Raw genomic sequence first — 18,273 nt, forward strand, 5'->3', positions numbered from 1 at the left:
GTGGTCGCCCGCTCGCCCGTGCAGTCTGCCCCACCGGGCACGCCCGGGTGGCGCCGACGGGTCCTTCTGCCCGAACCTTCCCGTCCCACCCCGTCCCGCAGCGGCCCACCCCGTCCCACCCCGTCCCGCAGCAGACGGCGATACGAGGGGAACCCGACGTACAGGACGCCTCCCCTCGCCTCTGCGGCGCGTCTCGGGCGTTGCGGCCCTGACGGGCGGGCAGCACCGGTTCGCGCACGGTGATGCGGCCCCGGCCCGGCCGTACAGGGCCTACTTCTTCTCCTGCGCCGGGGTGCCGGCGGGGGTGCGGACCTCGATGATCGGTAGCAGGGTGCGCAGCGCGGCGTTCTCCGCCGGGTCGAGCACGGCGTGCTGCACGCAGGCGGGGACGAGGGTGCCGTTCTCGGGGTGGGCCATGGCGTAGTGGCAGGCGGCCAGCCGATCCTGGGCCTCGCGCAGCCGGGGCTCCGTGGCCCGCTCGCCGTGCTGCGTCATCTCCCAGGCCGGGGCGACGACATCGGCGTCCATGAACTGGTGCATGACGAAGGTGACCGGCCGCACCCGCATCCGGTGGCGGGCCAGCCGCAGCGGGCCCACGCGGCGGACGGTGCGGGCGAGCCAGCGAAGCGCCGTCACCGCGGTGGAGGGATGGCGGGCCACCACCCGCAGGAGCCGGGCCGCGAGCAGTCCGGGTGGGGTGCCGGTGAAGGTCACCTTGCCGAAGGAGCGGAAGAACGCGTCGCGTACGGCGAGGTCGCGGGGGTCGTCACCGTCGAGGAAGGGGAACCAGCGGCGGCCGGCGTAGAAGCCGTAGGCGGTGCGGTTGCAGCGCACGTCCCCGTTTTCGAAGACGTGGTGGTCCAGGCGGCTTCCGGCGCCGCGCTCGATCTCCGCCCACACCGCGTCCGGGGTCGCTTCGCGGAACTTCTCCTTCCAGCGTCGCTCGTCGCCGAGGAAGGCAGCGGGCTGGAAGGAGAACATGCCGTAGCCCATGGTGTGGCAGTCGCGGACCACGCCCGCGACCTCGTCGAGGTTGCCCGGGGTGACGGTCATGTTGTGGGCGAGGAAGGACCGCACGCCGTGCTCACGTCGCAACCGTGCGAACATCGCGGCGAACCGCGCCCGGTACGGGTTCAGCGCTTCCTCGTCCGGCGGGCGTGCGATACCGCGCCGGCCGTACATGAACCTGTCGAAGTGCGCGGCGTACGACAGCCGCTCGAACCGCCGTGTGCCGTCGGGGCCCAGGGCCAGCCGGGTGAGGTGGTCGTAGTCGAAGTCGCCGTGGGTGAAGCTCATCGGCTCCCGGCCGTGGTCCCGCATGATCGCCAGGGCGGTGGCGTGGTCGTCCGGGGCGAGCAGGCTCACCTCACCGCCGATGAGCTGGGCGTGGGCGCGTGGGCCGCGCAGCTCACGCAGCAGGTGCATCTGCGCGGCGATCTGTTCGTGGGTGTGGGGGCCGTCGACGCGGACCCGGTTGGCGTCGCGGGAGTGGTAGCAGGGCGTGCACGCGAGGTTGCACTTGGGGAAGACGCCGTGGGTGCCCTCGCAGCCGACGCCGTGCCGACCGAGGATCTGGCCGGGCGTCCGGGCGGCGTCCGGGAGTTCCGCCCAGCGGCGTTCCATCGCCTCGGCGAACCCCGGGTCGTAGGGACGGGTGGCGCGTTCGAGGGCGCGCAGGGCGGCGAGCATCCGCATCACCGGTCCTCCTGCGGGGTTCGGGCTGGACGAGCCGTGGCGGGCGACGCGGTGGCCCGGCCCGGCGCGGGCCGCGCCACAGCAGCCAGGCGCAGAGCAGCATCAGGGTCCGGGATGAGGCGCGGGATCACCGGATCAGCCCTCTGCGGAGTTTCAGCAGTGCGCCGACGGGGCCGCTGCCGCGGGCCAGGCGGGCGTGGACGTCGGCCAGCGCGGCGTGCCAGGGGCCGTCGGCGTAGGTGGGGTAGGGGTGCACGGTGCGGGCGTAGTCGGAGGGCGTCCAGCCCAGGCGCACCGCCGCCGCCAGATGGGCGACGGTCTCCCCAGCCCTCGGTGACACCACTGTGGCCCCGACGATCCTGCCGCGCGGTCCCCGCACCACCGTGGTGAAGCCCTCGGTGCGGTCGTCGGCTACCGCCCGGTCGAGCCGGTCGTTGTCCAAGGTGTGGACGCGCGCGTTGTCGCCGTACTGCTCCCGCGCCTCGTCGGCGGTGAGGCCGACGCGGGCGATCTCAGGATCGGTGTACGTCACCCACGGAACCGCCCGGTAGTCGAGGGGGCGGCGCACGCCCAGCAGGGCGTCGGCGGCGGCCGACCCGCCCTGCGTGCCGCCCAGGTGCGTGAAGGCCGAACGGCCCGTGACATCGCCGGCGGCGTAGATCCGTCGGTTGCTGGTGCGCAGCCGACCGTCGGTGTGGACGTCACCGCTGCCGGTCAGCTCCACACCCGCCGCCTCCAGCCCCAGGCCGCGGGTGTTGGCGCGGCGGCCCGTGACGGCCAGCAGCGCGTCGTAGCGTAGCGGGCCGCCGGGCCCGTGGACGGCGCCGCCACCGACGCGCTCGGCGCGATGGCCGGTCAGTACGGTGACGCCCTCGGCTTCCAGCCGCTCCCGCAGCACCCTTGAGGCGCGGGGTTCCTCGCGGGGCACCAGCCGGTCCGTCGCCTCCACGAGGGTGACCTGCGAGCCGAGCCGGGCGAACGCCTGGCCCAGCTCGCAGCCGATCGGCCCGCCGCCCAGCACCACCATGCGCCGCGGGAGTTCGGACAGCTCCCAGACGGTGTCGCTGGTCAGCGGCCCCGCCTCGGCCAGACCCGGGACCGGGGCCAGGGCCGGCGAGGAACCCGTGGCGATCAGCGCGTACCGGAAGGAGACCCGTCGCCCGCCCGCGGTCAGGGTCCCCGGACCGGTGAAGCACGCCGAGCCGTGGACTACCTCGACCCCGTACGGGGCGAGTGCCTCGGCCGAGTCGTGCGGTTCGATCGCGCCGATCGCCCGTTTCACCTCTCCCATGGCCGCCGCGAGGTCGGCCGGGCCGGACACCGGCGGCAGCCCGTAGGCGGCGGCGCGTCGGGCTGCCTGCACGTCGGCGGCCACGTGCAGCAGGGCCTTGCTCGGGACGCACCCCGTCCACAGGCAGTCTCCGCCCAGCCGGTGCCGCTCGACGAGCAGCGTGCGGGCGCCGAAGCGCCCGGCGGTGCGGGCCGCGGTCAGTCCGGCGCTTCCGCCACCGATGACCACCAGGTCGTACCTACTCATGATTCAGGCTCTCTCGTCGGTGCGCCGTCGTGGGACGGCCGGCACGCGGGCATCGGACGTGCGGGGAACCCGCTGAACCGGTCGGGGCCTTCCCCCTCCCGCCCCACGATCACGGTCACGACGGTTCTCCCGCTTCATCCGCGCGCCTGCGGCGTGTCCGAAACGGAATGCGTGACCGGCCCGGCAGGGTTCCCGAGGTGAGCACAGGGGTGCGCGAGCCGTCCCCACGGGTCACAGGAGGGGCGAGGGCTGGATGGACGAACCGGACTGGCAGCGCTTCATCACCGCATACCACCAGGAGCACGCCGGCATCACCGAACACCTTTTCGCCCTGGCCGATAGCTCTCCCCACGCCTGGCTGGCCGAACCGCTGCGGGAGATCGAGGGCCCGGTGCTCGACCTGGCCTGCGGTTCAGCACCCACCCGTCAGGAACTGCCGGACGCCGACTGGGTCGGGGTCGACCTTTCGGCCGGGGAACTCGCCGAGGCGGCCCGGCGGGGGCGCGGGCCGCTGGCGCGGGCCGCAGCGGACGCGCTCCCGGCTGCCTCGGCGAGCATCGGGGCGGTCTGCGCAGCCATGTGCCTACCGGTGGTCACGCCCCTGCCGCAGACGCTGGGGGAGGTCCGGCGTGTGCTGCGGCCCGGAGGCGTGCTGGCGGCGCTGGTGCCCTCCCAGTCCGGGCTCTCCCCGTCCGGGATGCTCGGCTGGCTCCGAGTGATGGCGGCCTTGCGCGCCGTAAGGCAGCCGTGGCCCAACCCGCACGCCCGCGACGGGCTTCACGCGCTGCTACGCACAGCAGGGTTCCGCATCCGCTCCGACAAGCGACACGTCTTCACCCTCACCATCGACTCGGCAGAGAGGGCGGCCCTGCTGGCCGACGCCCTCTACCTGCCCGGCCTCGGCGCGCACCGGGCCTCGGCCGCCAAGCGCTCCCTCGCGAGATGGGCGGCTCCGGGGCGGCGTCTGGAACTGCCGCTGCGCCGCGTCGTGGCCGACCTTCCCACCGAACAGCCGTCACGGGAGACCACATGAACCGCCCGGCAACCGGTATGCCCGCGACCGGGCATCCGCCGTCCGCCACGAACGCGGACGAGGTGAGGCGGCGGCCGGCGCGTTCGGCGTGGACACGGATGGCCTTCTTCGTGGCGCTGCTCCTGGCGCTCGGCTCCTGGGTGGCGCTGGGGGACGGCAACCTGTTGCGTGACGTGCGCCAGTGGGTGGACTCGCTCGGGGTGTGGGGGCCGGTCGCCTTCGCGGTCGTCTACGCCCTGGCCGTGACGGCACTGCTGCCCGGCTCCGTCCTGACGGCCTCGGCGGGCGCGCTGTTCGGGCTTCCGGTGGGGGCAGGCGCGGTGCTCGTGGGAGCGACGGCGGGTGCGGTCCTCTCCTTCGGTCTGGCGCGCTGGCTGGGGCGTCCGGTGGTCGCCCGGTACGCGGGTTCGGGGCGGCTGGCCCGGCTGGACGCCTTTCTGACGCGCCGGGGCTTCGTGGCGGTCCTGCTCGTGCGGCTGGTCCCGCTGTTTCCCTTCTCCGTGATCAACTACGGGGCCGGTGTGGCCGGTGTGCGTCTCTCCTCCTACGTCACGGCCACGGCCCTGGGCATCATCCCGGGCACCCTCGTCTACACCGGGCTCGGCGGGTCGCTGGGCGACCCCGGCTCTCCCGGACTGTGGATCGCGCTGGGTGCTCTGCTGGTGCTGAGCGCCGGCGGCTGGTGGGCGGCGCGGGTGATCCGCGCCCGCGGCGCAGAAGTCAGCGCAGGTGCCGATAGCCGGTGACGACACGGTGGGCCGCGGTCACAGCGACCACCGCGGCCCAGCCCCAGGCGAGGGGGTGGGCGAAACCGGGCAGCAGACACCACAGCGTGTGCACGGCGATGGTCTCGCCGCCCTCGGCCAGGCCGCCCAGGAAGTTCAGCGACCGGCCTCCCGACCGGCGGTCGTCACCGCGGTGCCCGGTACGCTCGGCGATGGAGGAGAAGGCCAGGAAGGCGGTGCCGTTGACGTAGTAGGCGAGCAGGACGAGCAGGAACGGCAGTGCCGGACCGCCCACGCCGACGGCGACGCCGACGACGAACGCTCCGTAGACGAGGAAGTCGGCACAGATGTCGAGGAAGCCGCCCGCCCCGCTGCTCGCCGTGCCGCGGCGACGAGCCAGCGGACCGTCCAGGCCGTCGGCGAGCCGGGACAGCAGCCACAGCAGCGCAGCGGCCGGCCACCAGCCCGCCGCTGCGGAACCGGCCGAGGCAAGACCCGTCAGCACACCGAGCGCAGTCAGTCGATCGGGCGTGACAGCGGGGCGGTCCAGCAGCGCGGCAACACGGTCCAGCGGACCGCTCAGTGCAGCCCTCGCCCGCCTGTCCAGCATCGCGTGTCTCCTTTCGCCACACCGGCACCGTACCGGCGGACACACAAAGGGAAGCCTGCGAGCACCCCACCGTGTTCCGTTTCCGCGCAGCGGATGTTCGCGGGACCGTCGCGCGGGAAAACACGAAGGACCGGCCGAAGGGGCAGCGCACATGCGGACACGGATGCGGCACAGCGGGCGGCGCGTCGGAAGAGCCACAGCCCTGGCCGCGGGAGCCGCCGTGGCCGGACTGCTGGCGGCCGCCTGCTCCAGCCCCGGTACCGCGGAGGCCGAGCCGCCCGCGAAGGACTGGGCCCAGCTGCGCGCCGACGCGAAAGGCCAGAGCGTCAACCTGTTCATGTACGGCGGCGACAAGGGCGCCAACTCCTACATCGACGACGAGGTCACCCCGGCGGCGAAGAAGCTGGGCATCACGGTCAAGCGCGTCCCCGTTGCCGACACCCAGGACGCCGTGCAGAAGATCCTCGGCGATCAGCGGGCCGGCAAAGGAAGCGGCGGTGCGGTGGACCTGGTGTGGGTCAACGGAGAGAACTTCCGCACCGGAAAGCAGGCGGACCTGTGGTTGTGCGGATACACCGGCCTGATGCCGAACCAGAAGTATCTGGACAGTACCGATCCCACGCTCGCGCAGGACTTCGGCACTCCGGTCGACGACTGCGAAACGCCCTGGAGCCGGGCCCAGTTCGCGTTCGTCTACGACTCGGCCAAGCTCGCCGACCCGCCCCGGACCACGGCCGCCCTGACCGAGTGGATCAAGCAGAACCCCGGGCGTTTCACCTACCCGGCGCCGCCCGACTTCACCGGCTCCGCATTCGTACGGCAGATCCTCCTCGCCGGCGCCCAGGATGATCCCGTCCCCCCTGCCCACAGCGAGAAGGCGTACGACGCTGTCACCCCCCGCCTGTGGCAGGACCTCGACGAGCTGAAGCCCGCCCTGTGGCGGCAGGGTGCCGCCTACCCGAAGGACCAGGCGGCGCTGAACGACCTCTTCGCCAACGGCGAGGTCGACTTGACGATGACCTACGGCCCCGCAGAGGTCCCGGCCCTCGTCGACAAGGGTCAGTTCCCACCGAGCACACGGGTGTTCGTACCCGAGGACGGGACCCTGGGCAACACCAGCTATCTCGCGGTGCCCAGGAACGCAGCCCACCGCGAGGCGGCGCTGGTGCTGTCCGACCTGATGCTCTCGCCCGAGCTGCAGTACGCCAAGGCCCGGCCCGGTGGCTGGGGCGCCTACACGGTGCTGGACCAGGAACGGCTGCCGGAGCAGTGGCGAGAGAAGTTCGCCTCGCTGACCACGCCGGAGACGACACTCCCGATCGAGGAACTCTCGCGGAACGCCCGCCCCGAACTGAGCGGCGACTGGGTGGGGCCGCTGGACAAGGGCTGGAAGCAGGAAGTCGCCTCCGCCCCGTGACCGTACCGGTGTCGACGCGATGGCGGGGCCTGCTGCTGACAGCCCCGGCCCTGGCCCTCGTCGCCTTCGCCGGTGCTGCCCTGCTGCTCGCAGCCCGCGGAAGCATTGCCGACGGCCTGGGCCAGGGCTGGAGTCTTGCCGCCTACGCGGGGCTCCTGCAGGCCCCGGACTTCGCCGATTCCCTGCTGCTCAGCCTGAAGATCGCCACACTCAGCACCGTGGCGTCGGCTTCGCTGGCACTGGCCGTGGTGGCCGTGGTGAGCGGCTCCCGCCGCGGCCGGGCCGCCCTGGAGACCGCCGCCCGTGCCACGCTCGCCGTCCCGCACCTGCTCGCCGCCGCGGCGTTCGCACTGCTGCTCTCCGGGTCGGGGCTCGTCTCCCGGCTCACCCACGCCGCGGGATGGACCGACGGGCCCGCGGACTTTCCCGCACTCGTCGCCGACTCCACCCCCAGTGCTCTTGTGCTCACCTACGTATGGAAAGAGGCTCCCTTCGTCACGATCATGCTGCTGGCCGCCCACACCCCCGCCGTACGCGACCTGGAGAACGCGGTACGCACTCTGGGGGCGGGACGGCTGCACCGGCTGAGGCACGTCACCCTGCCGCTGCTCGCCCCCGCTCTCACCGAGGCGTGCCTGCTGGTCTTCGCGTTCACCTTCGCCGCCTACGAGGCTCCGGCGCTGCTGGGTGCGACCGTCCCACGCGCTCTGCCGGTAGAGGCCGTCGAGCTCTACCGCTCCGTGGAACTCGCCGACCGGCCCGCCGCCCTGGCCCTCGCGGTCGTGATCGGTACGGTGATCGCCCTCGCCGCCCTCGCTGCCGCGGCGATCTCCCGCCGGCTGCTTCTGGCAAGGAACGGACCATGAGGCGGGCCGTGCACGGTGCGGGATTCGCGATGCTCGCCGTCTGGATCGCGGTGCCCCTGCTGCCCCTGCTCATCTGGGCCTTCGCCGGGCGGTGGGTGTATCCGGCGCTCGTCCCCCAGGACTTCTCCCTCCGCGCGTGGGAACAGGCCGCCGCCCCCCAGCAGCAGGTGATCACCGCGACCGGCACCTCGCTGGGACTCGCGCTGACCGCCGCCGTGACCGCCACCGCGCTCGGGGCGCTGGCCGCGCGGGGCCTGGTCCTGTACCGCCCACCGGCTGCGGGACTGGTGCGTCTGCTGCTGCTGGCCCCCGTTCTGGTGCCTCCGTTCGCGCTGGCGGTCGGCGTCCAGGAGGTCTTCGTCCGGGCCGGACTGTCCGACCAGGTGGCCGGGGTCGCCCTCGTCCATCTGGTGCCCGCCCTGCCCTACACGGTCCTGGTCATGATCGGCGGCTACGCCACCTACGACCTGCGCATGGAGCAGACCGCCCGCACTTTCGGTGCGTCCCGAAGCGCCGTTCTCCGTCACGTCACCCTGCCCGCACTCGCCCCGGCCCTGCTCGCTTCGGCGACTCTGGCCTTCCTGGTCTCGTGGAGCGAGTACCTGATGACGGTGCTGGTGGGGGGCGGAGTCGTCACCACACTGCCGCTTCTGCTGTTCTCCACGGCCGCGGGCAGCGGCAACCAGGCCCTGACCGCCGTACTGGGAATCCTCACCGTCGCCCCACCCATCCTGCTGTTCGGCGTGGGTGCGGCACTGCTGCGACGCCACCGGGCGGTCTGGGCCGACCCCTCATCCGCCTCCTCCGCACCGGGAATCGAGCGCTGACCGTCATGACCCCCCTGCCCCCCACTCCTGTCCCCGGCCTGCGTCTGGAGCGGATCACCGTCACCTATCCGGGGCACCGCGAGCCCGTCCTGGACGGCCTCGACCTCGATGTCGCCGACGGTCGGTTGCTGGCCTTGCTCGGCCCCTCCGGCTGCGGCAAGACCACCGTCGTGCAGGTCGCCTCCGGACTCCTCACACCCGGCCGGGGCGCCGTCCACCTGGCTGGCACCGAGGTGACCCGGGTCCCGCCGGAACACCGCGGTACCGCGGTGGTCTTCCAGCAGCCGATGCTGCTGCCTCACCGGACGGCGCTGGACAACGTGGCCTTTCCCGCCCGCATGCGAGGCCGCTCCCGACGCGACGCCCGCACCAGCGCCTTCGCACACCTGGAGCGCGTCGGCCTCGGCGCTCTCACCACCCGCTACCCCCGCCAGCTCTCCGGGGGCCAGGCCCAGCGCGTCGCCCTCGCCCGCGCACTGGCCGCCGAACCGGCCGTGCTGCTCCTCGACGAACCGTTCAGCGCCCTCGACCCGAGCCTGCGGCACACCATGCGCGACCTGCTGACCACGGTCCAGCGAGAGCTGACGGTGACCACCGTCCTGGTCACCCACGACCAGACGGAGGCCGCCGCAGTCGCCGACACCGTCGCCCTGCTCGACCGGGGCAGCCTGCTCCAGCAGGCGCAGCCCGCCAGCCTCTATGCCCGCCCGGCCTCCCTGGCCGTGGCCCGCTTCCTCGGCTGCCACACCGCGCTCCCCGGCCACGTCACGCTGCAAGGACGCTTCGCATGTCCTCTGGGAGAACTGGACCTGCCCGGCACCGTCACCCACCGCGGCCCCGGCCACCTGGTGATCCGCCCCGAAGCCGTCCAGATCGGCACCGGCCCGGACACCGTGGCCGCCGTGGTGCACAGCGTGCGCCCGGAAGGTGCCTTCGCGGCTGTCGTCGCCGACACGGCGGCCGGCCCGGTACACGCACTGCTTCCGCCCGGCACCCCACCTGCCCCCTCGGAGCACGTCCGGCTGCGCCTGCCCGTCGCGCATCGCTGGGTGGTCCCCGGACCGGGCTGAGCGCTCCACGGTCGGCGCAAGCGCCCCAGGGGGCAGCCGCGCAGGGCTGCCGACGAGACGGCCCGCCGGGGCTACCCGGCAACCGGATCCGGGCTCCGGACCGGCGCGCGTCAACCGCGTGGCCGGTCCCGGCCCGTCGGCGCACCGAGGTCCCGGGCGAAGCGCCGTACCCGGGCCGAGGCCAGAGAAGGGGGCGTTCGTCCGGCGTTGTACCGGAGCGACGCCTTGATCAGCCGCAGCAGCTGCAGGCTCCCACTGCAGGCCCAGCAGCAGGCGACGTGGGCGGCTACCTGCATACGATGCGCACCGGTGAGCTGACCGTCGGCGTACGCCTCCACCTCGCCGCGCAACCGCACATGCGAGATCATTTCCCGGCACTCGGCCCACACTCGCCCTGGACCCGGAACGCGCTGCCTCTTCATGCAGCGGAAACCCTCCAGCCGTACGCGGCATTCCAGCCGTGCGGGGACCCTCACCGTCCTGCGGTCCGCTCCGGAGCGGACCGCAGGACACAGGAACACGGAGGAAGAGGGAATGCGGGTCAGGGCAGAAGGGTTTCCGCCGTGTGGAAGACGAAGTGACAGCGTCCGCGGAGCCGGCGGACTCCCGGGGCAGGGCGTTCGCCGCCCATGTGCTGCCGGAGGTGGAGGTGCTGCTGCGTGTGGCGATGACGCTGACCGCTCAACCGGCGGACGCCGAGGACCTCGTGCAGGACACCCTGTTGCGCGCCTACCGGGCCATCGGCAGCTTCGACGGGAGGCACCCCCGTGCGTGGTTGCTGACGATCATGCGGCGGGCCGAGATCAACCGTCACCGGCGCCGCCGCCCACACCTCCTGGACGACCCGGACGCCGACCTGGACCGGCTCAGCTCCGCAGGCCCCGGCGGTTCGGCCGAGGAGATCGTGGTCGGTGAGGCGTTCGACGAAGTGGTGGACGAGGCTCTGCGCGCGCTTCCGGACAAGCACCGCCAGGTAGTGCAGCTGGTGGACATCGACGGCCTCACCTACGCGGAGACCGCCCGCCTGCTGGACGTGCCCGAGGGCACCGTCATGAGCCGGCTGCACCGCGCGCGCAAACGGATACGGGCACGCCTGGCCACTGCGGGACTGGCACCGAAGCGAGGTGTGATGTGAAGAGGTTTCCATGGCGGCGGCGGGAAGGGACCGAGCGCCGGATGAACTGCCTGCGGGTGGCACGCGTGCTCCAGTCCTACCTCGACGGCGAAACCGACGGCATCACCGCGCGCCGGGTTGCGCAGCACCTGGAGGACTGCCGGCGCTGCGGCCTGGAGGAATCCGTCTACCAGGAGATCCGCCACGCCTTGGCCCGACAAGCGGAACCACACGGTGGAGCGGTGGAGCGACTGCGGGCATTCGGCGCGTCACTCCTGAGCGACTCATCTGCCGGCGACGACGACGCGGAACACGGGACGACGCCCCCGGCAGGCGCTTGAAGACTCCTCCTCAAGGACAAGGGGAGGTCGGAGGAGCCGGCCGAGCAGACCGAGACAGCCACCGTGAGCTCCCGTGCGGGGAAGCACCGGACGGTCGCAGTCGCGTCCGTAGTGGTCTCTGTCCGCCCCCGTGGGGCTCTCCGCCGCCCGGCCACGTCGATGCCCTGAACCTCGCCGAACGGCTGGAACAGTGTCGGCTCCAGCGGGGGCAGACCGTCATCAGCCGGGGCAGGCAACCCGGCCGAGCAGCGATCGCCCGCAGTGGCGAGCAGCCACGTGAGGGCCAGTGCGCCGCGGTGAACCACTGCCGACTCGGACTCCCGGCCGTCGGCGGACCCCGCCGTCGCGCACGTGCAGGCGCTTGAAACAGTACTTGAGCGGCCGCACCCGGACTGCCGGATCGTCCGGGAGGCGGTGGGAGGAGTGCCTGAGCCCCGCCACGCGCTTACGGTCGTTCCGGGTGCCCGTAGGGCACCACCGAGGCTTCCGCTGTTCGTACGCCCATCCCGTGGAGGACACCATGCCGCGCCTGAACACCTCCCTGCTCGTGTTCGACGTCAACGAGACGCTCAGCGACATGAGCCCCCTCCAGAGCCGGTTCGCAGCGATCGGCGCCCCGCCTCACCTGTTCCAGCTCTGGTTCGCGGCCGTGCTGCGCGACGGCTTCGCACTCACCGCTGCAGGGGCCTACGCGGACTTCACGGCCGTCGCCCGAGCGGAGATGGGGGCGTTGCTGTCCAGCATGCCCGGATGGTCCGGCGATATCGAACAGGCGACGGAACGTGTGCTGGACGGGTTCCCGCACTTGGAGGTTCACCCGGACGTTCCCTACGGTGTCCGTGCGCTTCACGAGCGGGGGTTCCGACTCGTGACCATGACCAACGGCAGCGCGAAGCTCAGCGAGCGACTCCTCGGCCGCGCCGGGCTCACGGACTGCTTTGAGAGCCATCTGGATGTGAGCGGGCCACAGAGCTGGAAACCGGCCCGAGCCGCCTACCGTTACGTGGTGGAGCAGAGCGGAGTACGTCCGGACGAGGCAGTGCTGGTGGCAGCGCACCCCTGGGACGTCGACGGTGCACAGCGCGCTGGACTCGGCGGTGCATGGCTGCGGCGGAACGCAACGCAATACCCGCAGGTCATGAAGCCTCCCACCTACACGGTCGGCACTCTTTCGGAACTTGTGGAGATCCTCGCGTAGGCCCTGAACGACGGGGAGGGGACGAGCGCGGACATGGAGCATGCGGCGGGTGCCGCACTGCTCGTCGGACCGGCGTGCACCGTCGCGGTGACCAGGGGGCTGTGGAAAAACAATTCCTCTGTTTCTTGGGGGATTACGGGGGTGTGAGGTCGTGCCCGGCGATCTCGGCGAGCTGCTGTGCCGTGGTCACAGTGAGGGGGCCGATCGGCACGGCGTGACCGAGACCGTCAAGGCCGTCGAGCCGCAGTCGGCGAGGGGTGTGGAGGATCTGGTCGAGTAGGGGTGCGAACTCGGGTATTCCGTTGGTCTTCGCGCCGATCTCGCGGGAGGCCGGGGTGATGCCGTCGCCGTGCCGGACGGCGGAGAGTACGAAGACCTGACTGCCGTCCGGGCGTTTCGCGCCCCGCAGGCATGTGCCGTCCACCGCGATGGCCCGGCGCCGGGAGCGCACCGGTTCGGCGCGGGCGGCCTCCTGGTGGGCACGGCGCTGTTCCCGCTCGATGCCACCGTCGGGCATGAGCGGTCCCGGCGGGCAGGGCCGGGTGGAGACGGGCAGGGCCGGGTGGAGAGCAGAGGCCGCAGATGGTCGTAGCCGGCGGCGCTGACCTCGCCGGGATCCAGGCACCCCAGGACGGTGCGCAACGTCTTCTGGCTCGGGATCCGGTACCGGCCGAGCAACGGGGGGAAGGGCAGGCCGAAGGCGGCCAGTTCCTCGGGTGCAGCGCGCCTGCACCACTCCGCCGCCGCGGTGATGGAGTCATGGCCCGCCGGGGTCATCGCGCAGACCACCAGGGCCAGCAGCGACGAGACTCGATCCCGCGCCCCGCATGCCCCGCGAGGATCGGTGACCGACTCGAACTGGGCTACCAGGCTGCGGACGTGGTCCCGCGTGTCACCCGAGCCGAGGGCTTCCAGGCGGGGTGCCGGAGAGGCAGGAGCGAATCCCGTGTCCGCTCTGTCATCCCCCCCACCTGCGGATTCCTTCGAGCCAGTTGGGCGCTCCCAGGAATTTGCGCAAGCCCGGTCGATCCGGCGACCGGTTGATCCGGACCCAGGACCGTCGCAATTGCCCGGTCTCGGTCGACCAGCGGGACCGAGCACGGACAGTACCCGGCTACGGCGTCGGGTTGTCCACGATACGGTCGAGTTCGCTCACAGCACGAGCGAAGTCGTCCCGGTCCGACGTCTGGAATTGCTTGAAGAACCAGTCGGGCACCCGGACCTGCCGGAGTCGCGTCTGCAACAGGACGTCCTGTACCTGCCGGGCGAGCTGCAGAAGCATGGGAACGTCCTCGACCGGCCTGCCCCGCGAGACATGTCCATGCATCTCCTCCATGAGCACCCTGTGGGCGTGCTCTCGGGCCGCGACGACATCCCACTGGGACGCTGCAGTGTCCATCCCCAGAAGCAGGAGTCCCAGCGAGGGGACGAACCAGTGCAGCAGTAGATCGGAGACAGTCATGGACAGGCCCAGGCCCAGTCCCACGCCTGCCGCGACCCAGAACACCAGCCCGCATGAGACGGCGGAGGCATAGCGGCGACGGACCCTGGCCCCCCAGCCAAGGCACTGCATCTGGCACGCGAGAACGTCCAGCGGCCGGCTGAGTGCGGTGGCTTCGAAAAAGTAGTCATGCAGAAGCGATTCGGGAGCCTTGTAGCGCCGGGCGACCCGGCTCACCTCGTGCGAGGGAAGCCCCACGCCACCCGCGAGGACAGTGTTCCAGGGCAGTTGGAGGAGGCTGACATCGAACATCTCTTGGAAGAAGGCGGCACGACGCATCTCCCTGGCCGCCCACAACCGTGCGCCCGCGGCGTATGCGAGCCCCCACAGCAGACCGAGCAGCGTGGCCGGTGTCTTCAGTGCGGGCGCGAACACACCGGCCACCCCCAGGCCGGCCAGCAGCGTCGAGAGCGCGATGTGTGACGACGCAAGCATCTTGGCCCGGTGGTGCGACACGGAGGCCGCTTTGAGGAGCTGCAGCAGCTCCGGGTCGTTCTGGCGAGCCAGAATCGGAGTGTCTGCTGCCCCCACGGTGCCCCCAGCGAGTGTGTGGGCGGCCTACTCCGACAGTGGGCCAACCTCGGGTGGGAAACATGCCCGGTACCAAGTGGGGGCATGCGTCACTTATGGGTGAGCTTCGCCGCACAGCGGGTTACATGTCCCAGACTTCGAGCCGTCCCTCGCTGCCGAGCATCGCGATCAGCTGGCCGTCCCGGGAGAGGGCGACGTCGTTGTAGGTACCGGACTGCCGGAGCTGAGTTCCGCCGTCAACCGTGGGAGTGGAGAGCCGTCCCCTCCTCAGCCAGAACAGCGTGCCCGTCTCGGTGCACACGAGACGCATCCTTTTGGCGCCTGTCGCCTCGCGACTCTCCCGGTCGGTGAGCGTGCGGCGGTGGACTTCCCGCCCGTCGTCGGCGCTCCACACGACGACCTCCTCGAACGTGACGCACCCGACATGGCTGCCCGAAGGTGAGACCGCCAGTTGGCAGCCCGGATCGGGGGCCAGCTTGTCCAGCAGACGAAACCTGAGATGAGGAAGGCTGTTCCCCATCGCCCACACCTGCGGCGCGGCGCCGCTGCGGTGGATGTACGTCTCCCGTGAGCGGGCCATGGCAATGACCGAGGCGTCGATACTGACCGCGCTGGCCGCCAGGGAGGAAGGGCAGGGGATGTTCTCGATCACCGAGCCGCTCTCGAAATCGCGAACGGCAAGACGGTTCCTGTTGTGCGTGGCGAAGACGTCGCCACCACTGGTGACCAGAAAGTGCTCAGCGTCAGGCAGCACAACCGGGGCGGAGCGGAGCACATCGCCCCGGTGGGGGAAGTGCACGATCTCCAGTTCCCTCGGCCGGGCCACGACGACGCTGTGCGTCGCCGAGGCCACCAGAGCCTGATGGCCGAGGCGGAGCCGCGGTGAGCGCCCACCGGCACCAGGAAGCGGGTCCCCGTCAACGGTCCAGCGGTGGACACCGCCCATCCCGTCGACCACTACAATCGTGTGTTCCGGGCCGAATCCGATCACGGCTCGGTCGTCCCGCAGCCCCGATTGCGTTTCCCACCGGCGTCTTCGAGGGCCTTGTTCCGGCACGAATCCGGTGGCTTCTCCGGCTGCCGCCGGGCTGCGCTCCACGAGGCCGGCCGATGCGAAGGAAGTCCGTCCAGGCTCCGGCGTCGACAACGCGTCCGTACCGGCTTCCCCGGTCAGGACCAGCACCTGGCCCATCGCGTGAGCGGCGAGGTGCGCGAACCACGTGCGGCCCACGGCGCCGATGTCGGTGTACGTAGTGAACCGCAGCGCTCCGGCCGTGAGCGAGAGCAGAAACTGCACGTCCCAGGCGTCTCTCCTACGCCTCATGGCCGTACGCGCAGTGTCGCGCACGGCCACCACTTCTCTCGCAATCTCGGGGACGATGCTCTCGCGATACCTGTCGTCAGGGTCGACGATGAAGCGCAGAAGCGCCGTCCCCTGATACGGCGGCTGCCCGTGGAGCACGTACGGAACGAGCGCGGAGAGCAGCAGGGTGGCGGCGTCACGGCCGAGGTCCGCCCTCTTGCTGAAGGTGCACAGGTCAATGAAGCGGTAGTCATGAGCCTGTGCCACCTTCTCCCTCCTCGGCACGAGGATGTTGTCGAGGTGCAGGTCACCGTGTCCCATCCCGCGCAGGACGCGCACGGTGGGGTCCGGCAATGCGGGCTGTTCGCCTTTGACCATGAGATACGGATTGGGCAGCCGACGGCCGTCGGTATCCAGCCACGGCGGCGACGGGTCGACGAAACCCAGGCCTCTGCCGAACGCGTGCAGGGAGCCACCTCCCGTCCAGACGTCGGCCAGTTCGCGACGGAGAAACGCGGACACCGTGACCTCTTCGAGCACGGCGCGTTCGAGGTCGGGACCGTTCCACTCCGTCAGGATGCCCCGTACCACCTGCTCTGCGACCCGGGCCGTCTCGGCGCTGTCGAGCGAACCGGCGGGAGTCGTGTCGCGCAGGCTGTCCCCGGCGACCTCCTGGAACATCACGGCCCTGCCGTCCTCCAGCCGCAAGGGGGGGAAGAGCTGGTCCGTCAGGTGCCGCGACGAGAACTCCGGCACTGCGCGGAGAGCGTCCGTGAGGGCGTCGACTTCCCTTGCCGGCGCGCCGTCGGGGACTACCTTGATGATGATTTGCCAGGGCGGGGGCGCGATGTCCGCGGCGAGCAGGACGGCCCCGGTGTAACTCCTGCCGCGTGCGGTCCACAACGGCCGTCGCAGTGACAGATCGGTCCACCCGTTCTCCTTGGCCCCGCGGTGGAGCCCCTCGGCGACAGCGGATCCGCACACGTCTCGGATCAACTCGACGTCTTCTTGCGGAATGCGCAGCAATGTACAGCCCTTCGGCAGGCGACGAACCGGCCCGCGCGAGCTCTTGCGTGGTTCGGGAAACGATAGTCAGGACGTCAGGACGTCAGGACGTCAGGACGTCAGGACGTCAGGACGTCAGGACGTCAGGACGGCGTCACCGAGGCCACTTCTCGTCGAGACACGGTCCGGGTCGCCCGACTTGAGCAACGCGCAGACGATCTTGATTTGATCATGGCCGGAGATGTCGACAGAGAGATCGGCCGTGTCACTGGAACGGAACTCGACTGCCTGACCGATCTGCTCCCCGGAAGCACCGAACACCTTGATCTCGGCCACAGAGCCGATCGCATTGTTGACGTCGGTGGGGAGACCAAGGGTCGCCTCCAGCCGCTTGTACCCACTCGTGCTGTACGTGACGCTGTCGTCACCAGAGGTATCGCAACCGAGTCTGACGCTCCTTGGATACGGATCTCCGAGCATCTCCACCGGATTCCTGTCGTACGATCCCCGGTGATCCACGGCATCGAGATCAGCGAGATACACCCGCGCGGGACGTCCCGACGAGGAGTCCTCCGGTGCCGGGCTGTCCGCAGTCGACGTGGGGCCGGGTTCCCCGGTGCTCGGTGCCGGTTCCGGTGCCGCCGTCACGGTCTCCGTGGCCTGGACCGTGACGGTCTCGGTCGGCTGCGGACCATCGACCTGGGTGCGGCTCTCACTCACCCGGCCGGTGAAGAATCCCGTCGCGATGGTGGCCACACTCACGACGCACAGCTCAACCCACCGTGGGCCGAGTTGCCAGCGTGACCTGCCCGGCTTCTTCTTGGTCAGTTCCATGAGTTTCCCGTCATGCAGTCGCTCGCGATTCGGTCGGGCCAAGGGCACCACAAAGAGCTGCGCACAAAGGCGAGTGGGGGTGTCCGTGGCTGTAGCGAGCCATGGTGTCTCACCCTAATGGGACGGGAGCATTGCGACCCCTGCGACTCGAATGGCCTAACGGGTTGATGGAAGCGTGAGGGGCGCACAATACGACATTCACGCGCCCCTCCGCGGACAGGAGGGGAAGAGCGGCAGACGAGTCGGGCTATACGGGGTCTTCGAATTGAGAGGATGCCTCATGTGGTCGTTCGCTGATGCGGCATGATGCTGGGCTGTGGGTGCTGATCTGTCGCGTCGGCTGGTGCCGGACGAACTGTGGGAGCTGACGGCTCCGTTGTTGCCGAGGTTCACATCCCGCCCGCAGGGCGGTGGCACAGCTCCGGTGGATGAGCGGGCGGTGTTCACGGCTGTGGTGTATGTGCTGACGAGCGGCTGTGCATGGCGGTATCTGCCGGATTCCCTCGGTGTCTCGCCGGCCACCGCGCACCGCCGGTTCGCCGTGTGGACCGAGGTCGGGTTGTGGCGTCGGCTGCACCGGGCGGTGCTGGACGAACTCGGCGCCGGGGGTGAGCTGGACTGGTCGTCCGCGATCGTCGATGCTGCGTCGGTGCGGGCGAGGAAGGG

Annotated in this window: 17 protein-coding genes and 1 pseudogene; 10 read left to right on the forward strand and 8 right to left on the reverse strand. The window is 71.0% G+C overall.

Features of this window, described 5'->3' with window-relative positions:
• Positions 1–270: 270 nt before the first annotated feature.
• Both H300_RS0108000 and H300_RS0108005 read right to left on the reverse strand, forming a co-directional pair.
• Complete coding sequence (locus tag H300_RS0108000; protein WP_028427011.1) at positions 271–1,695, reverse strand: hypothetical protein; 1,425 nt, start codon at positions 1,693–1,695, stop codon at positions 271–273.
• Positions 1,696–1,822: 127 nt separating this feature from the next.
• Positions 1,823–3,232 carry an FAD-dependent oxidoreductase gene (locus H300_RS0108005; protein WP_028427012.1) on the reverse strand — a complete coding sequence of 470 codons (1,410 nt, stop codon included), beginning with the start codon at positions 3,230–3,232 and terminating at the stop codon, positions 1,823–1,825.
• A gap of 253 nt (positions 3,233–3,485) precedes the next feature.
• Between H300_RS0108005 and H300_RS25670 the strand changes: the two genes are divergently transcribed.
• Together H300_RS25670 and H300_RS0108015 are read left to right on the forward strand one after the other, a co-directional pair.
• Positions 3,486–4,265 carry a class I SAM-dependent methyltransferase gene (locus H300_RS25670; protein ID WP_037979448.1) on the forward strand — a complete coding sequence of 260 codons (780 nt, stop codon included), beginning with the start codon at positions 3,486–3,488 and terminating at the stop codon, positions 4,263–4,265.
• A complete protein-coding gene (locus tag H300_RS0108015) occupies positions 4,262–5,011 on the forward strand; it encodes a TVP38/TMEM64 family protein (RefSeq protein WP_028427013.1) in 750 nt (249 codons plus the stop codon). The genes H300_RS25670 and H300_RS0108015 overlap by 4 nt, the downstream gene beginning before the upstream one ends.
• Here the strand turns inward: H300_RS0108015 and H300_RS0108020 are convergent.
• A complete protein-coding gene (locus H300_RS0108020; RefSeq protein ID WP_028427014.1) occupies positions 4,986–5,600 on the reverse strand; it encodes a CDP-alcohol phosphatidyltransferase family protein in 615 nt (204 codons plus the stop codon). The two genes, H300_RS0108015 and H300_RS0108020, sit on opposite strands and share 26 nt — an antisense overlap.
• Before the next feature lie 220 nt (positions 5,601–5,820).
• Here H300_RS0108020 and H300_RS0108025 point away from each other — a divergent pair, with 220 nt between their 5' ends.
• Genes H300_RS0108025 through H300_RS0108040 form a run of 4 tightly spaced genes read left to right on the forward strand, consistent with a single transcriptional unit; the run spans position 5,821 to position 9,780 of the window.
• A complete protein-coding gene (locus tag H300_RS0108025) occupies positions 5,821–7,017 on the forward strand; it encodes an ABC transporter substrate-binding protein (RefSeq protein WP_486583638.1) in 1,197 nt (398 codons plus the stop codon).
• Entirely contained in the window at positions 7,014–7,883 is an 870-nt protein-coding gene (locus H300_RS0108030; RefSeq protein WP_028427016.1) for an ABC transporter permease subunit, read from the forward strand. Before H300_RS0108025 ends, H300_RS0108030 begins: the two co-directional genes overlap by 4 nt.
• A complete protein-coding gene (locus H300_RS0108035; RefSeq protein ID WP_028427017.1) occupies positions 7,880–8,710 on the forward strand; it encodes an ABC transporter permease subunit in 831 nt (276 codons plus the stop codon). The genes H300_RS0108030 and H300_RS0108035 overlap by 4 nt, the downstream gene beginning before the upstream one ends.
• A 5-nt stretch (positions 8,711–8,715) precedes the next feature.
• A complete protein-coding gene (locus H300_RS0108040) occupies positions 8,716–9,780 on the forward strand; it encodes an ABC transporter ATP-binding protein (protein WP_028427018.1) in 1,065 nt (354 codons plus the stop codon).
• 110 nt (positions 9,781–9,890) lie between these two features.
• On the opposite strand, the gene H300_RS0108045 is transcribed toward H300_RS0108040, so the two are convergent.
• Positions 9,891–10,148 (reverse strand): zf-HC2 domain-containing protein, encoded by a 258-nt coding sequence (locus H300_RS0108045; protein ID WP_486583641.1) that lies wholly within the window; start codon positions 10,146–10,148, stop codon positions 9,891–9,893.
• A 209-nt stretch (positions 10,149–10,357) separates the two neighbouring features.
• Between H300_RS0108045 and H300_RS0108050 the strand changes: the two genes are divergently transcribed.
• The 3 genes from H300_RS0108050 to H300_RS0108060 all read left to right on the forward strand — a co-directional run bounded on the left by H300_RS0108050 (position 10,358) and on the right by H300_RS0108060 (position 12,433).
• Positions 10,358–10,915 carry a sigma-70 family RNA polymerase sigma factor gene (locus tag H300_RS0108050; protein ID WP_028427020.1) on the forward strand — a complete coding sequence of 186 codons (558 nt, stop codon included), beginning with the start codon at positions 10,358–10,360 and terminating at the stop codon, positions 10,913–10,915.
• Positions 10,912–11,235: a zf-HC2 domain-containing protein gene (locus H300_RS0108055; RefSeq protein ID WP_106966759.1), complete on the forward strand. Its 324-nt coding sequence runs from the start codon at positions 10,912–10,914 to the stop codon at positions 11,233–11,235. The genes H300_RS0108050 and H300_RS0108055 overlap by 4 nt, the downstream gene beginning before the upstream one ends.
• 508 nt (positions 11,236–11,743) lie before the next feature.
• The gene (locus H300_RS0108060; RefSeq protein WP_486583643.1) at positions 11,744–12,433 is read left to right on the forward strand and encodes a haloacid dehalogenase type II; all 690 of its coding nucleotides are present in this window, start codon (positions 11,744–11,746) and stop codon (positions 12,431–12,433) included.
• Positions 12,434–12,698: 265 nt separating this feature from the next.
• Here H300_RS0108060 and H300_RS29170 read toward each other — a convergent pair.
• From H300_RS29170 to H300_RS0108080, 4 genes and pseudogenes are all read right to left on the reverse strand, one after another.
• Positions 12,699–13,348: pseudogene (locus tag H300_RS29170) on the reverse strand (transposase family protein); the annotation flags it as partial.
• Positions 13,349–13,547: 199 nt separating this feature from the next.
• Positions 13,548–14,465 carry an S-4TM family putative pore-forming effector gene (locus H300_RS0108070; protein ID WP_028427024.1) on the reverse strand — a complete coding sequence of 306 codons (918 nt, stop codon included), beginning with the start codon at positions 14,463–14,465 and terminating at the stop codon, positions 13,548–13,550.
• A gap of 121 nt (positions 14,466–14,586) precedes the next feature.
• Positions 14,587–16,752, reverse strand: a complete 2,166-nt coding sequence (locus H300_RS0108075; RefSeq protein WP_486583644.1) for a hypothetical protein — start codon at positions 16,750–16,752, stop codon at positions 14,587–14,589.
• Positions 16,753–16,908: 156 nt separating this feature from the next.
• Positions 16,909–17,607, reverse strand: a complete 699-nt coding sequence (locus H300_RS0108080) for an NPCBM/NEW2 domain-containing protein (protein WP_028427026.1) — start codon at positions 17,605–17,607, stop codon at positions 16,909–16,911.
• Between the two features lie 343 nt (positions 17,608–17,950).
• Between H300_RS0108080 and H300_RS0108085 the strand changes: the two genes are divergently transcribed.
• Positions 17,951–18,273 (forward strand): transposase (locus H300_RS0108085; protein WP_028427027.1); only part of this gene is annotated, 323 nt, incomplete at its 3' end.

Source organism: Streptomyces sp. TAA040 (assembly GCF_000424845.1).

Coding starts and splice junctions, on each gene's coding strand:
- H300_RS0108045 (WP_486583641.1), bottom strand. CDS start 10,148: ATGATCTCGCATGTGCGGTTGCGCGGCGAGGTGGAGGCGTACGCCGAC.
- H300_RS0108005 (WP_028427012.1), bottom strand. CDS start 3,232: ATGAGTAGGTACGACCTGGTGGTCATCGGTGGCGGAAGCGCCGGACTG.
- H300_RS0108080 (WP_028427026.1), bottom strand. CDS start 17,607: ATGGAACTGACCAAGAAGAAGCCGGGCAGGTCACGCTGGCAACTCGGC.
- H300_RS0108040 (WP_028427018.1), top strand. CDS start 8,716: ATGACCCCCCTGCCCCCCACTCCTGTCCCCGGCCTGCGTCTGGAGCGG.
- H300_RS0108035 (WP_028427017.1), top strand. CDS start 7,880: ATGAGGCGGGCCGTGCACGGTGCGGGATTCGCGATGCTCGCCGTCTGG.
- H300_RS0108020 (WP_028427014.1), bottom strand. CDS start 5,600: ATGCTGGACAGGCGGGCGAGGGCTGCACTGAGCGGTCCGCTGGACCGT.
- H300_RS25670 (WP_037979448.1), top strand. CDS start 3,486: ATGGACGAACCGGACTGGCAGCGCTTCATCACCGCATACCACCAGGAG.
- H300_RS0108015 (WP_028427013.1), top strand. CDS start 4,262: ATGAACCGCCCGGCAACCGGTATGCCCGCGACCGGGCATCCGCCGTCC.
- H300_RS0108000 (WP_028427011.1), bottom strand. CDS start 1,695: ATGCGGATGCTCGCCGCCCTGCGCGCCCTCGAACGCGCCACCCGTCCC.